The sequence below is a fragment of the Paraflavitalea devenefica genome (assembly GCF_011759375.1).
Taxonomy (GTDB): Bacteria; Bacteroidota; Bacteroidia; order Chitinophagales; family Chitinophagaceae; genus Paraflavitalea; species Paraflavitalea devenefica.
The window spans coordinates 1913561-1928668 of sequence record NZ_JAARML010000002.1 but is presented as its reverse complement, the minus strand read 5'-3'; the positions used below and the strand labels follow the sequence as shown (position 1 = coordinate 1928668).

Sequence of the window (15108 nt, the reverse complement as noted above, 5' to 3'; positions counted from 1 at the left end):
TTTAGAATTGATGTCTTATGGAAAAACTAAAATCTTGTATACTTAAGTTGTAGTACTCTACTCCGTAGGCAAACAGTCATTCACAGAAAATGATACTTATTAAGCAGCAATAAACCTGCCAAAATACTGATGACTTTTGCTTCGACAACAGATTTCGTTGCCTCAATGCCTTTATGCCTTGTTGCCTACTTTTCAATTCTCGTTCTGCGTAGTTCCAATAAGTTTAATCCATTGGCAGGAAATCCTTTCAGCCATAGTTGCTCCAGGTGGATGACTTCATCATACCAGAGTGGTACTACCGGTGCATCGGCAATGACCAGTTGGTCCATTTGCTGGTACAGCTTATAACGCAGGCTGTCATTTTCGGTTACGATAGCTTGTTCATACAATTTATCAAAAGCCGCATTCTTATAACGGGTATAATTGGGGGGAGCAGGGTTCTTGCCATAAAAAACACTGAGGTAATTCTCTGCTTCCGGGTAATCGGCCATCCAGCTACCACGGAAGAACAAGGCCTGTGATTTGGCAGTTTGTTCCAGCAACAGACTTTTCTGTACTACTTCTACCTGTATTTTCAATCCCACTTCTTCCAACTGGCGGGCAATAAAGCTAGCCAGGTCAGAATAGATGGCAATGGTAAGCAGCTTAACAGGCGGCATCCCTTTCCCATCCGGGAAGCCGGCTTCGGCCAGCAAACGGCGTGCTTTCGCCGGATCGTAGGGATAACCTTTCACGACAGATGAATCAAAGGAAGGCAATCCCGAAGGAATGAAACCGCTTTCGGCAGGTGTACCGATGGAATTGCGCAGGTACATCATCATCTTGCGGCGGTCGAACCCATAGTTAATGGCTTGCCGGATGGCCTTTAGCTTTAGCGGGGAATTTTTTACCAGTGCATTGTTGCTGTCTACCATTATGCCCAGGTATTCTGTATTGAGGTACGAATGTTTGGTAAGCCTGATCTTGCCTTCCCAGTCTTTGCGCAGTACGCCTTTTTTGGTAAGCACCTCATCTTTAAAAGAGGCTTCAATATCATTGATAAAGTCCAGTTGCCCCTGGCGGAACAACAGGAACTCTGTCGCCTTGCTGTCGTAAAAGCTGGTTTTGATCGCGTCGAGGTAAGGCAGGCGGTTGCCGGCGCTGTCCTTTTCAAAATAGCGTTCATTTTTCACCATGATCAATACCTGTGTTTCTTCCCAGGTTTTGAGGGCGAAGGGTCCGGTGCCGCAGGGATGGCTTCGGAAATCGGGGCCATACTTTGTGACTACTTCATGCGGTACTACGGAGCAGTATTGCATGCTGAGCAGTCCAAGGATGGGTGTAAATGGCCGTAAAAGCGTCAGACGGAAGGTAGAATCATCCAATGCTTTAAAACCATCTTTGGCGGCTATGCGGTTATTGAAGATCCAGGCACCGCTGCTGGCAGTGGCGGGATTCGTAATACGGGTAAAGCTATACTCCACATCGTAGGCCGTCATCTTACGGCCCTTACCACCGGGGAAGACTTCATTATCGTGGAAATAAACATCATCGCGCAGGTGAAAAGTATATACCAGCCGGTCGTCCGATACGTCCCACCGGTAGGCCAGGGAAGGCACTATGCGCAGTTCCTGGTCGGTTTCCACGAGGGTATTGTACAACTGGTGCACCGCCCAGATGACCGATTGATTTTTGGCAAAAGCAGGATCGAGCGAGGCGATGCCACTGTATTCATTGTACCGGAATACCTGTTTGTTACTGGCTGCCCGCTCGCCGCAGGCGCTCAACAGGGTAACTATTAAAACGTTAAAGGTGAAAAATAGTGGGTTAGCTTTCATATTCTGCGTTAAATTTAGCACTTCAAAAACATATCACTTTGATCCGGATTAAAATAAATACGCTGCGTTTTTTTGCAGGTTTGTTTACACCCCTGACAGGATGCACTGCTGCTCTTTTATTATGCATGGTCATTTCCTGCCAGGCCCAGCCCCTGAACCAGAAGAAAGGTTTTACCCGGCAGGATACACTGCGGGGAAGCCTGGGACCCGAAAGGACCTGGTGGGATGTTTTAAGGTATGCCATAGATGTCAAGCCCGATTATAACAACAAGACCATTAGTGGTCTCGTAAGGATATATGTTAAACCATCACCCAACAGCGACAAGTCCGTCACCCTGATGCAGATCGATCTGCAGGAGCCCATGCTGCTGGACAGCGCCTTCTTTCAAATTGTATCCAAAGATGGACGGGTGAAGAGAAGGACCCCGGTGTTGTTCAAAAGAGAAGGTAATGTTTACTGGTTAGAGACAAAACCATTTCATGATCGTATTACAGCCACCTATCCGCTGGAATTATACTACCACGGCAAGCCACGCGAAGCGGTTCGTCCACCCTGGGATGGTGGCTGGATATGGAGTAAAGATAAACAAGGACGTCCCTGGATGAGTGTTGCCTGCCAGGGACTGGGCGCCAGTGTATGGTATCCCTGCAAAGACCACCAGAGCGATGAACCTGACTCAGGAGCTTCTTTAACCATGCATGTGGCCGATAGCCTGGTGGCTGTAGGCAATGGCCGGTTGGCAAAAAAAGAAAAAGATAACAACGGCCTTACTGCCTGGACATGGGAAGTAAAGAATCCCATCAATAACTACAACATCGTTCCCTATATCGGTAAATACGTAACCTGGCATGAAGACTTTGCCGGCGAAAAGGGCAAACTGGATTGTGATTACTGGGTATTGGATTATAACCTCGATAAAGCTAAAGCGCAATTCAAACAGGCGCCTACCATGCTTAAATGCTTTGAGCACTGGTTCGGCCCCTACCCTTTTTATGAAGATGGTTATAAGCTGGTGGAATCACCCCACCTGGGCATGGAGCACCAGAGTGCAGTGGCCTATGGCAACGGATTTCAGAATGGTTACCGTGGCCGCGACCTCTCCGGCAGCGGCTGGGGCAACAAGTGGGATTTTATTATCATACATGAAAGCGGCCACGAATGGTTTGCCAATAATATCACCAGCAATGACATTGCCGATATGTGGTTGCACGAAGGCTTCACCAACTACTCCGAAACCATTTATACTACCTGTGAGTTTGGCGTAGAGGCAGGCAATGATTATTGTATTGGCACCCGTAAAGCGATACAAAATGACATTCCCATCATTGGCCACTATGGGGTCAACCAGGAAGGCAGCGGGGATATGTATTACAAAGGTGGCAACCTGCTGCACACCATCCGCAATATCATTGGAGATGATGAGAAATTCAGACAGATATTAAGAGGACTTAACCAGGTATTCTACCATAAAACCACCGATACCAAAGAAGTGGAAGCTTATATCAGCAAACAGGCCGGCATTGACCTCTCCAAAGTATTTGACCAATACCTGCGCACCACGCATATCCCTGTGCTGGAAGTTAAACATGAAGGCCTTGGCATCTATTTCCGCTACACCAATTGCATCAAAGGGTTTACCATGCCATTAAAAGTGAAGCTGGCCGGTGACCGCACCATGTTCATTACACCCACCGAAGAATGGCAGCTACTGAAAGCAGGAGGCTGGTACAACGGTTTCTTTGCAGTGGACAGGAATTTCTATATAAATACAAAGGAAGTCCATGTAGATATACAGAAAGTGAAGTAAGAAAGGCAGCTACAATACCTGATAGCTAACACTTTATATTCAGCGTATCCGCTTTGAATACTCTTCCAGCTTTTCTTTTTCAGCTTTGGTAAGGCTGTGCATACCGCTTTTGTTGATTTTGTCCAATATCTGGTCAATCTCCTGCTGGCGGTTGTACTGTTGCTGGTTGTATTTATGATCAATATTGTAATTACGGTGATGCGTTTTGTAGAAAAAATTATCTACCAGCAATAGATGAGGCCTTGTAATGATCAGGTAAATAAACACGATGGCAGGTACTGAAATAATCAGTATCGTGACATAATTTTCCACCAGTGCATGCGGCCGCATCAATAGGGCAACAACCAATCCAACCAGCGCCCCGCCAAGATGGGAATCATGTCCTATATTGCCAGTCCTTGACCTGATGCCATAAATAGAAATCAGCACATACAAAAGACCGAAAAGCCAGCCGGGAAGGGGAATGAAAATGAGCGGGACATCGATACCCGGGAATAAAGCAATCACCGCAAATATGATCCCCGATACGGCTCCTGACGCCCCTACCGAACTATAATCACCGCTGTAACGGTGTATGTACAGCGAAAGCAGGCCGCCGCCGATAAGGCTGGCAAAATAAATGATCAGAAAGCCCCACCAATTCAGTACAGCGATCAATGAGCCGCTGAAAAAATAAAGCGCGAGCATATTAAAGATCAGGTGCAGCCAGCCCACGTGTAGAAAACCTGAACTGATCAGCCGGTCATATTGCCGGTATAGCAGAATGCCATCAACATTAAATTCATAACGGGCAAAAAAATCACTGTTCCTGAATCCTCTCCAGGAAATAAGGACGTTCAGAATGATTAATAAGAATACAAGGAGGCCGGTACCAATCATTGCAACAATATTTTTCGGGGCTTAAACCATCCCATTTCGTCCGAAATATATCCATCCTTTGGCATATTAATAAATACTTGCCTGGGTGCCCAAAACCAATTTACCGTATCCTGCCCGCGCCTGCATAGTGCGCAGCATAATACGCATCATTCATATCATTGATCATCACTCCGCTGGAAGTGGAAGCATGTACAAACTTATTATTGCGCAGGTAAACGCCTACATGGGATATACCTGCTTTACGTCCGCGGGTTTTGAAGAATACCAGGTCGCCCTCTACTAATTCATCCTTGCGCAGGCGCTTGCTCTTCTGGTATTGTTGCGCCGACGTGCGTGGCAGCAGGAGGCCATACAGTGTGTAAATAAACGTTTGGGCAAAGGCAGAGCAGTCTACCCCATTCTTATCGGTACCGCCATACTTATAGCGGGTACCATACCAGTCCTCAATAAAGCTGATCATCCTGCCGTCTGTCAGCTCTTCCACCGGCAGGTCGAGCAGGATAGAATATTTAAACTGCAGGGGATCGCTCAGCTCCACATTAGTGCCTGTATGAATGGAAGGCCCCGGTGTATAGCGTTCATTGAGGGGCGGACTTGCCGTATAGTCGGAAGAACCGCCGGACGGCTTGATGGATATATTCTCAATAAACCGGGGTGAGCCAGCCGCAGGTTTCGTAGTGGCGCCGGGTACAGCCGCCGTGGTCTTTCGCTGGGTACTGCAACTGGTAGCGGCCAGGGCCACCAAAACTATCAGCCATCCTTGTTTTAACATATTATACATCAATGCCCTGGTTAAAGATAAATGTCGCAAAGTAACAAATACATTGCCAAAATGGCAAGCCTTGTGCCGATTCACGGATGTGGAAATATATTGTCATTTGTTTAGCAATTGTTCAGGAACTTTGTAGCTCACTTTGTGTTGATTACTAACCAGGCATCGCAAATCCCAAAATTGTAATGTGTAAATTCTCTCACCTTCACGTCCATACCCAGTTTTCCCTGCTCGATGGAGCAGCCTCTATCCAATCATTGTATAAGAAAGCCGTTAAAGATGGTCAGCCGGCCATTGCTATTACCGATCACGGTAATATGTTTGGCGCTTTTGAGTTCGTATCAGAGGCCTACAAACACAAGAATGAGGATGGCTCCCTGAAGGTAAAGCCCATTGTAGGATGCGAATTTTATGTGGTGGAAGACCGTCATCGTAAGATATTCTCGAAAGATGTGAAGGATGAGCGTTATCACCAGGTATTGCTGGCCAAAAACAAACAAGGTTACCAGAACCTCATCAAACTCACTTCGCTGGGCTATATCGAAGGAATGTACAGCAAATACCCCCGTATTGACAAGAAACTGATAGAGCAATACCACGAAGGGCTGATTGCCACTACCTGCTGCATCGGCGCCTATGTGCCGCAAACCATCCTGCATGATGGAGAGGAAAAAGCTGAGCAGGAATTCAAATGGTGGCTCGACCTGTTTGGGGAAGATTATTTCATCGAGGTACAGCGCCATGATATTAAAGAGCAGATCCAGATCAATGAAGTACTGCTCAAATTTGCGAAGAAGTTCAATGTGCCCATCATTGCCACCAATGACAGCCATTATACCGACCGGGATGATTACAATGCCCATGACATCCTGCTTTGTATTAACACCGGTGAAAAGAAAAGTACGCCGGGATATGACGATATCATCAATGATGACCTGAACGTAAAAGAGCGCCGCTTTAAATTCCCCAACGATCAGTTTTATTTCAAGACACAGGATGAAATGAAGGAACTCTTCAAAGACATCCCGGAGTCTATAGACAATACCAATATGATCGTGGACCGGGTGGAGGTGCTGAACCTGAAGAAGGATATCCTGCTGCCGGCCTTCCCACTTCCTAAAGAATTCCAGACGACCGACGACAGTAACCTGAACCAATGGACTTACCTGCACTACCTTACTTATGAAGGGGCCAGGAAGCGTTATGCAGAACTTACACCCGAAATAACGGAACGGCTCGACTTTGAGCTGTTCACGATCAAAACGATGGGCTTTGCCGGTTACTTCCTTATTGTGAGTGACTTCATCAAAGCCGGCCGCGACCTGGGCGTATTCATCGGCCCCGGCCGTGGTTCCGCTGCAGGTAGCGTGGTAGCTTATTGTATCGGCATCACCAATATTGACCCCATCAAGTACAACCTGCTGTTCGAAAGGTTCCTGAACCCCGACCGTAAGTCAATGCCCGATATTGATACGGACTTCGACGATGAAGGCCGTCAGAAAGTAATTGACTATGTAGTTGACAAATACGGCAAGGCCCAGGTAGCGCAGATCATTACTTATGGTACCATGGCCGCCAAAATGAGTATCAAAGACGTGGCGCGTGCATTGGACCTGCCCCTGGCCGAATCGAATGCATTGGCCAAGCTGGTACCGGATAAACCGGGTATAGAACTGGGCCGTGTATTGAAAGCGCCCCTCACCGCCAAGGAAGGCGAAAAATCGCTGGAAGAGAAGGAAGGTCTGGGCCCCGATGAACTGGAAAGCGTAAAAAGGATACGCGAGATCTATAAAAGCGATACCCTGAACGGAACGGTATTGCACGAAGCCGAACGTTTGGAAGGATCGGTACGGAACACCGGTATCCACGCAGCAGGTATTATCATCGCCCCCAAAGACCTGACAGAACTCATCCCCGTATCTGTAGCCAAAGACTCCACACTCTGGGTAACCCAGTTTGAAGGCAGTATTATTGAAGACGCCGGCGTTATCAAGATGGACTTCCTGGGGTTGAAGACCCTCACGATCATTAAGAATGCGCTGGAAATGATCAGGCAGAATCACGGCGTGGAAATCGTGATAGACGATATTCCGCTCGATGATACGAAAACCTACGAGATCTACCAGAAAGCGGATACCATCGGTACTTTCCAGTTCGAAAGTCCCGGTATGCAAAAATACCTGCGTGACCTGAAGCCTGACCAGTTTGCCGACCTGATTGCGATGAACGCCCTGTACCGCCCCGGTCCGCTGGCCTATATCCCCAACTTTATTGACCGTAAACATGGACGGGAACCTATCACGTATGACCTCCCGGAAATGGAAGAATACCTGGCCGATACCTATGGTATCACGGTATACCAGGAACAGGTGATGTTGCTGGCCCAGAAACTGGCCGGCTTCAGCAAGGGAGATGCCGACGTACTGCGGAAGGCGATGGGTAAGAAGCAAAAGGCGGTACTGGACAAGATGAAGGCCCAGTTTGTGAAGGGAGGAACGGACAAAGGCCATCCTGCTGATAAACTGGAGAAGGTGTGGACCGACTGGGAGGCTTTCGCCCAATACGCATTCAACAAGTCGCACTCCACCTGCTATGCCTTTGTGGCCTACCAGACAGCCTACCTCAAGGCCCACTACCCTTCTGAATATATGGCTGCGGTACTCAACAACGCCGGCGCCATTGAAAAGCTCACTTTCTTTATGGAAGAGTGCAAGCGGATGGGTAAGATGGTACTGGGACCGGATATTAACGAATCGCATAAAGGCTTCTCTGTGAACCTGGAAGGCCATATCCGCGTAGGGTTGGGCGGGTTAAAAGGCGTGGGCGAAGCTGCTGTAGAAAATATCATTGCCGAGCGGGAAGCCAATGGCCGCTATACGAATATTTTTGACATGATCAAGCGGGTCAACCAGCGGGCGGTGAATAAAAAGACCCTGGAATGCCTGGTGTATGCCGGCGCTTTTGATTGCTTTAAAGAATTCCACCGGGCGCAATATTTCACCATACCACAAGGGGAAACCGCCTCCGGCATGGAGAAGATCATTAAATACGGGAATATTTACCAGACGGAGAATAACAGCACCGCCAATACCCTCTTTGGCGACCTGCCCAAGGCCCTGGATATTCCCCTGCCGAAGATACCCCCCTGTGAACCATGGACTTTGACCGAGCTGCTGGATAGGGAGAAAGAGGTAACCGGTATGTTTATGAGCGGCCACCCGCTGGACCATTTCCGGTTCGAAATAAAGCACTACGGCTTCACCACCCTGGCCGACTTTAATGAGATCAAGGAGGCGATCACCCTCCAGGCCAACCCGGGCCGCACGTTCCGGCTGGCCGGACTGGTAACCGACGCCCAGCACCGGGTAACCAAAACCGGCCGCCAGTTTGCCTCATTTATTATTGAGGATTATACCGGCAAGAGCGAATTCATGCTCTGGAGCGACGACTATATGCGCTTTTCCAATTACATGGAAAAAGGTAAGAACCTATTCATAACGGGTTTCTTTAAACAACGCTTTAACAAGGTGGAGTATGAGTTCAAGGTGGATAAGATCGTTTTGCTGGAGAGCATTAAACAAAACCTTACCAAACAGGTTATAATAGATATCGAGGCCCGGCACATTGATGCCGACATGGTCAATTTCCTCGAAAAGAATGTTAAAACCCACCCCGGAAAGGCTGGTTTGAAGTTCAATATCAAGGAAATGAAGCGGCAATACAAGATCAGCCTGTACAGCCTGGAAACGGGGTTTGAAATGAATGACGAAATGACGGCCTGGCTGCAGAATAAGCCCGAGGTAGATGTACAGGTTGTCACTGTGTAAATGTGGATAACGACAGAGGGGCAGGAATACCGAATTGGTTATAAATTTGTCGGTTCTTAGCAGTAAGTTAAAGAATGAGTCCCACAACGGGAAACCCACTCCAGGCTTACCAACAAACAATAAAATAATTACTTTTACATCTAAATTTTGATTTATGGCTTTAGAATTCACCGACGCGAACTTCCAGGAGAAAGTGATCGCTTCCGATAAATTGACTGTGGTAGACTTTTGGGCTGAATGGTGTGGGCCTTGCCGCGCGATCGGGCCGGTTATTGAAGATCTCTCTAAGGAATACACAGGAAAGGTAAATGTGGGTAAAGTGAATGTAGACCATAACCCGCAGATATCTGTTAATTACGGGATTACTTCTATTCCTGCTATCCTCTTCATTAAGGGTGGTAAAGTGGTGGATAAGCTGGTCGGCGCACAACCGAAAGCCAACTTTGTAAAGAAGATCGAGCAGCATATATAACTGTTTTATAATCTATTTTCTAAAGCGATTCATGGTTTAATGAATCGCTTTTTTTATTGTATATCAATACCTTGTAGTAACGGTCTTTTTTGTCTATCCTTGTCTTTCAATAAACCCTTCAAATCCATTATCATGAAACTATCCCGCTTGCTTATCCCAGGCTGCCTGTTAGTAGCAGCTATTGTTTACTTCAGTTGTAACAAATCGGATACGCCCGATAAGCCGCCTTATCAAGCCGAATACGTAACGGCTTCTATCCAGGGCAAGATCGTAGATGAAAATGAGTTACCTGTCAGCGACGCCACCGTTAAAGCCGGCTCCCTATCCGTTACCACCAATGCCAGCGGTCTTTTTAATATCAGCAATGTTTCTGTAGACAAGCATGCGGGCATGGTAACCGTGGAAAAGGAAGGTTATTTCAAAGGCATTAAAACGATTGTGGTAACCCCCAATAAGAACAACTCGGTTTCCATCCAACTGATCAAGAAAATAGCTGCCGGCAACTTTAATGGTAATAGCGGCGGCACGGTCACCGTACCATCGGGGGGTAATATTGTGTTCCCGTCCAGTGGCATTGTACAGGAAGGCTCCACTACTGCCTATACGGGCACGGTATCGGTGAGCGCTTTTTTTATCAATCCCGAAGCCAGCAATTTCCAGGAGATCACGCCGGGTACCCTGCGCGGCATTAATAGCGCCAACCAGGAAACGGGCCTGCAATCTTTCGGTATGATGGCGGTGGAATTGAATGGCGCCAACGGAGAAAAACTTCAACTGGCCAGCGGCAAAACCGCCAGCCTTACTTTCCCGATACCTGCCGGCTTGCAATCGCAGGCGCCGGCTACCATTCCTTTATGGAGCCTGGATGAAAAAACAGGCTTGTGGAAGGAAGAAGGCACTGCCACCCGCCAGGGCAATAATTATGTAGGATCTGTAAGCCACTTCTCTTACTGGAACTGTGATGCACCATTTGCCGTAGTTGATTTTACAGCTACTATTAAGAACCAGCAAGGTGTGGCACTGGGAGGAGTAAAAGTAGTGATCAGTGCTACCGGTACAACAGATACCTTAAGCAGCATATCAGGCTTCGGCTATACCAGTCCAGAAGGGGTGGTGAGCGGTAAGATCCCAGCCAACCGCAACCTGGTGATGAAAGTATATGATCAATGTGGTAACCTCATTCACACACAAAATGCAGGGCCTCTTACGGGTACTGCCGACCTCGGCGTTATCACCGTTACGTCTGCCACCTCAATGGTTACTTTTTCCGGCACGGTGGTGAACTGTAATGCGGCTGCCGTTACCAATGGCTATGTGACCATTGACCTGGAAGGGATCTATTACCGCGGCAACCTGGTGAACGGTGTGTTTAGTATCCCGGTAACACGCTGTTCCAATTCCGCCACTTCGGCCATTGTAACACCGTATGATCTTGGCGGCACCCAGTCGGGCACAGCCACTACAGTAGTTATTTCCGGCACTACCGTTAATACCGGCCAGTTGGTGGCCTGCGGTAACTCGCTCACGCAATATATCAACTACAATATCAATGGCACCAGCTTTACCTATAGTGAAGTTGATTCATTATTTGCCTACCGTGCTGCCCAGAGCGATTTCACGTATTTTGGAGCTACCAGGCCGAACAATAATGATAGGTTTACAGACTTTATTTTTAGGGGCGAACCTGCTCCGGGAACAGGCACCATGACTTTCCTATACGTTGATGATGGCGGTCCCGTCTATAGAAATAACGGCACCATCACTGTAAACGTTACAGAATACAATAATGTACAAGATGGGTTCATTGCCGGTAACTTTACCGGGACTGTAAAGGATACCCTTACACAGGCTGTATTCCCCATTAATTGTACGTTCCGGGTTAAGAAGTACAAATAATCATTTAAACCCTTCAAATCCATTATCATGAAACTATCCCGCTTGCTTATCCCAGGTTGCCTGTTAGTAGCAACTATTGTTTACTTCAGTTGTAACAAATCGGATACACCTGATAAGCCGCCTTATAAAGCCGAATACGTGACCGCCTCTATCCAGGGCAAGATCGTAGATGAAAATGAATTGCCGGTCAGCGGCGCCACGGTGAAAGCCGGTTCGATATCTGTTACCACCAATGCCAGTGGTCTTTTTAACCTCAGCAATATTTCCGTAGACAAGCATGCGGGCATGGTAACCGTGGAAAAAGAAGGCTATTTCAAGGGCATTAAAACCATTGTGGTAACCCCCAATAAGAACAACTCGGTTTCCATTCAACTGATCAAAAAAATAGCTGCCGGCAACTTCAACGGTAATAGCGGCGGCACGGTCACCGTACCATCGGGGGGTAATATTGTGTTCCCCGCCAGCGGTATTGTACAGGAAGGCTCCACTACAGCCTATACAGGCACGGTATCGGTGAGCGCTTTTTTTATCAATCCAGAAGCCAGCAACTTTAGTGAGATCACACCCGGCACCCTGCGCGGTATTAATAGCGCCAACCAGGAAACAGGCCTACAATCTTTCGGTATGATGGCGGTGGAATTGAATGGCGCCAACGGAGAAAAGCTTCAACTGGCCAGCGGCAAAACCGCCAGTCTTACTTTCCCGATACCTGCCAGCCTGCAAGGACAAGCCCCGGCCACCATTCCTTTATGGAGCCTGGACGAAAAAACCGGTTTGTGGAAAGAAGAAGGCACTGCCACCCGCCAGGGCAATAATTATGTAGGCACTGTTAGTCACTTCTCCTTCTGGAATTGTGATGCGCCTTTCGCCATTATTGACTTTACTGCTACGATTAAGAATCAGCAAGGTGTGGCACTGGGAGGAGTAAAGGTAGTGATCAGCGCTACCGGCACAGATACCCTGGGCAGCATTTCCGGCCACGGTTATACCAATATAGACGGTGTGGTCAGCGGTAAGATACCTGCCAACCGCAACCTGGTGATGAAAGTATATAATCAATGCGGCAACCTGACCCATACCCAAAATGTAGGACCATTCACGGCCAATAGCGACCTGGGCGTCGTCACTGTTACGTCTACCGCTGCGGAGGTTACTATTTCCGGTACGGTGGTGAACTGTAATGCAGCCGCTGTTACGAATGGTTATGTCACCATCCATCTCGATGGGGTGTATTACCGCAGCAACCTTATTAACGGTGCTTTCAGCATGCCGGTAGTCCGCTGTTCCAATACAACTGCCTCAGCCACTATTACCCCCTATGATATTGGCGGCACGCAATCGGGAACGGCCAGCACCGTAGCTATTTCCGGTACTACGGTCAATGCCGGCCAGTTCGTGGCCTGTGGTAACGTACTTACAGAGTACATCAATTATAACATTAACGGAACCAGCTACGGTATCAGCGGTACTGATTCAATGATCGCCTACCGGGGGCAACAGAATAACCAAACACTGATATCTGGTTTCGGAGGAGATAACAGGTCGTTCGACATGTCTTTTATAGGAGAACCAATCCCCGGAACAAGCCCGATGAGTCAGATGGTCATCCGTGAAAACAACACTTACTATATTCATAGAAACAACACCCCCACCATCACTGTAAACATTACAGAATACGAGAATACTGTTGGTGGGTATGTTGCCGGTAACTTTACCGGAACTGTAAAGGATACCCTTTCACAGGCCATCCTCCCCATCAACTGTACTTTCCGGGTTAAGAGGTACCAATAATAATATTTCAATCAACCGGGTATTGCAAGGTCGTAGGGGCCTTGCAATACCTTTTTTTATAATATTATCTCATCCGGACAGACAGTTACTGTATGACAACTTTTTAGCCTGAGCGCTTACTGATTTCAGGAGGATTGCGATTTATCCTTATATTGCCCAATATTTAAATTTAACCAACCTACCGGCATGAATCCCATCCTGGTCAACATTTCCCGCGGCGCTCTCGGCATGTTCTTTCTCCTTTTTGTTTGTTATCTCCTGAGCAATAACCGGCGGGCTATTAACTGGAAGCTGGTGGGAATGGGGCTTTTTGCCCAGGTCATGTTTGCCATGGGTGTCTTACACACCACGGCATTTGGTCAACCCGTTTTCTGGCTGCTATTTGGTGGCATTCTTATTTACACCGTTTACAATAAGTTTAACCGGGTAAAAAATAAAACAGCCGGTAGTACTATTACCTATGATCCTGTTAACCTTGCGTATGTATTAATCTGGCAATTGCTCTTCATCATAGGATTGATCCTTGCCCCCAACCTGTTTGGGAAGTGGGCCAATCTGTCCATCTTTATTAGTTGCATAACCATACTGGCCCTGATCTTCAGAGTGGGTAAAAAGCATGGAGAATTAATGAAATGGTCCATCCTGCTGTCATGTGTATTGATTACCGGCGCTGTATATGGGAAAGTATGTAACCCCCAGATATTTAAGCTCATCCTGCAATCCGCTTCAGATACTTTTGTATCGCTCATCAACATCAGCCATAAAGGCACTGAATTTATGTTTGGCAAACTGGCGGATGACAAACAAAGCTGGGCATATGTATTTGCCATACAGGTATTGCCCAACATTATCTTTTTTGCGGCGCTCTCTTCCATACTTTACTACCTGGGCGTATTACAGGTTATTGTATACGTGTTTGCCTATGTACTGAATAAATTAAAGATCTCAGGAGCCGAGAGTTTGTCTACTGCGGCTAATATTTTCCTGGGGCAAACCGAGGCTCCCCTGATGATACGGCCTTACCTGGAAAAGATGACCCGGTCGGAAATCCTTTGTATTATGATTGGCGGTATGGCCAATACAGCAGGAAGTGTACTGGCAGCCTATGTGGGTTTTCTTGGAGGATCGGACATCAATCAGCAACAGTATTTTGCCCTGCACATGCTCAGTCAATCGATCATGAGTGCGCCTGCAGCTATTGTGATCTCTAAAATACTCTTCCCGCAAACGGACGAGCACCTTGTATCTAAAGACCTTACAGTCCCAAAAGAGAAGCTTGGGGATAATTTCCTCGATGCATTATCATTGGGTACGACTGACGGTTTGAAGCTGGCCGTGAATGTAGGCGCCATGCTGATCGTATTTACAGCAATCATGTGGGTGGTGAATGGCCTGATGGGCTGGATTGGCAACATTACCCACCTGAATGAACAAATAGCCATTGCTACCGGAGGCAGGTACCAGGAATTGTCGCTCCAGATGGTTTTAGGCTATGTATTTTCACCCGTTGCCTGGCTCATTGGTGTGTCCAGTACAGATATGGTTCCCATCGGACAACTATTGGGGGAAAAGACCATCCTGAATGAATTTATGGCCTATATCTCATTGGGCAACATGAAAGCCAACAATGTAATACAGGACCCAAAATCCCTGTTGATCGCCACCTATGCCCTCTGCGGATTTGCCAATTTTGCGTCCATTGGCATCCAGATCGGGGGGATTAGCCAGTTGGCCCCCAACCAGCGCAGAAACCTCACAGAACTGGGCGTAAAAGCCCTTATAGGCGGCACCATTGCCTGCCTCATGTGCGGCTGCATCGCCGGGGCATTGATGTAATTGTCAGAAA

The 15108-nt window shown here is 47.5% G+C and carries 9 protein-coding genes; 6 read left to right on the top strand and 3 right to left on the bottom strand.

Annotated features, from left to right (window positions below; translation table 11 throughout):
• Positions 1–185: 185 nt before the first annotated feature.
• Complete coding sequence (locus tag HB364_RS17115; RefSeq protein WP_167289430.1) at positions 186–1817, bottom strand: ABC transporter substrate-binding protein; 1632 nt, start codon at positions 1815–1817, stop codon at positions 186–188.
• 38 nt (positions 1818–1855) lie between these two features.
• Here HB364_RS17115 and HB364_RS17110 point away from each other — a divergent pair, with 38 nt between their 5' ends.
• Positions 1856–3625: a M1 family metallopeptidase gene (locus tag HB364_RS17110; protein ID WP_246228511.1), complete on the top strand. Its 1770-nt coding sequence runs from the start codon at positions 1856–1858 to the stop codon at positions 3623–3625.
• 39 nt (positions 3626–3664) lie between these two features.
• On the opposite strand, the gene HB364_RS17105 is transcribed toward HB364_RS17110, so the two are convergent.
• Complete coding sequence (locus HB364_RS17105) at positions 3665–4504, bottom strand: rhomboid family protein (protein ID WP_167289429.1); 840 nt, start codon at positions 4502–4504, stop codon at positions 3665–3667.
• Positions 4505–4604: 100 nt separating this feature from the next.
• Complete coding sequence (locus HB364_RS17100; RefSeq protein ID WP_167289428.1) at positions 4605–5285, bottom strand: C40 family peptidase; 681 nt, start codon at positions 5283–5285, stop codon at positions 4605–4607.
• A 176-nt stretch (positions 5286–5461) separates the two neighbouring features.
• Here HB364_RS17100 and dnaE point away from each other — a divergent pair, with 176 nt between their 5' ends.
• The 5 genes from dnaE to HB364_RS17075 all read left to right on the top strand — a co-directional run bounded on the left by dnaE (position 5462) and on the right by HB364_RS17075 (position 15098).
• Positions 5462–9103, top strand: a complete 3642-nt coding sequence (dnaE, locus tag HB364_RS17095; protein ID WP_167289427.1) for a DNA polymerase III subunit alpha — start codon at positions 5462–5464, stop codon at positions 9101–9103.
• A 154-nt stretch (positions 9104–9257) separates the two neighbouring features.
• Positions 9258–9575 (top strand): thioredoxin, encoded by a 318-nt coding sequence (gene trxA, locus HB364_RS17090; protein WP_167289426.1) that lies wholly within the window; start codon positions 9258–9260, stop codon positions 9573–9575.
• A 132-nt stretch (positions 9576–9707) separates the two neighbouring features.
• Positions 9708–11471 (top strand): carboxypeptidase-like regulatory domain-containing protein, encoded by a 1764-nt coding sequence (locus HB364_RS17085; RefSeq protein WP_167289425.1) that lies wholly within the window; start codon positions 9708–9710, stop codon positions 11469–11471.
• 27 nt (positions 11472–11498) lie between these two features.
• A complete protein-coding gene (locus HB364_RS17080; RefSeq protein ID WP_167289424.1) occupies positions 11499–13262 on the top strand; it encodes a carboxypeptidase-like regulatory domain-containing protein in 1764 nt (587 codons plus the stop codon).
• A gap of 186 nt (positions 13263–13448) precedes the next feature.
• Positions 13449–15098 (top strand): NupC/NupG family nucleoside CNT transporter, encoded by a 1650-nt coding sequence (locus HB364_RS17075; protein WP_208419979.1) that lies wholly within the window; start codon positions 13449–13451, stop codon positions 15096–15098.
• Positions 15099–15108: the final 10 nt, after the last annotated feature.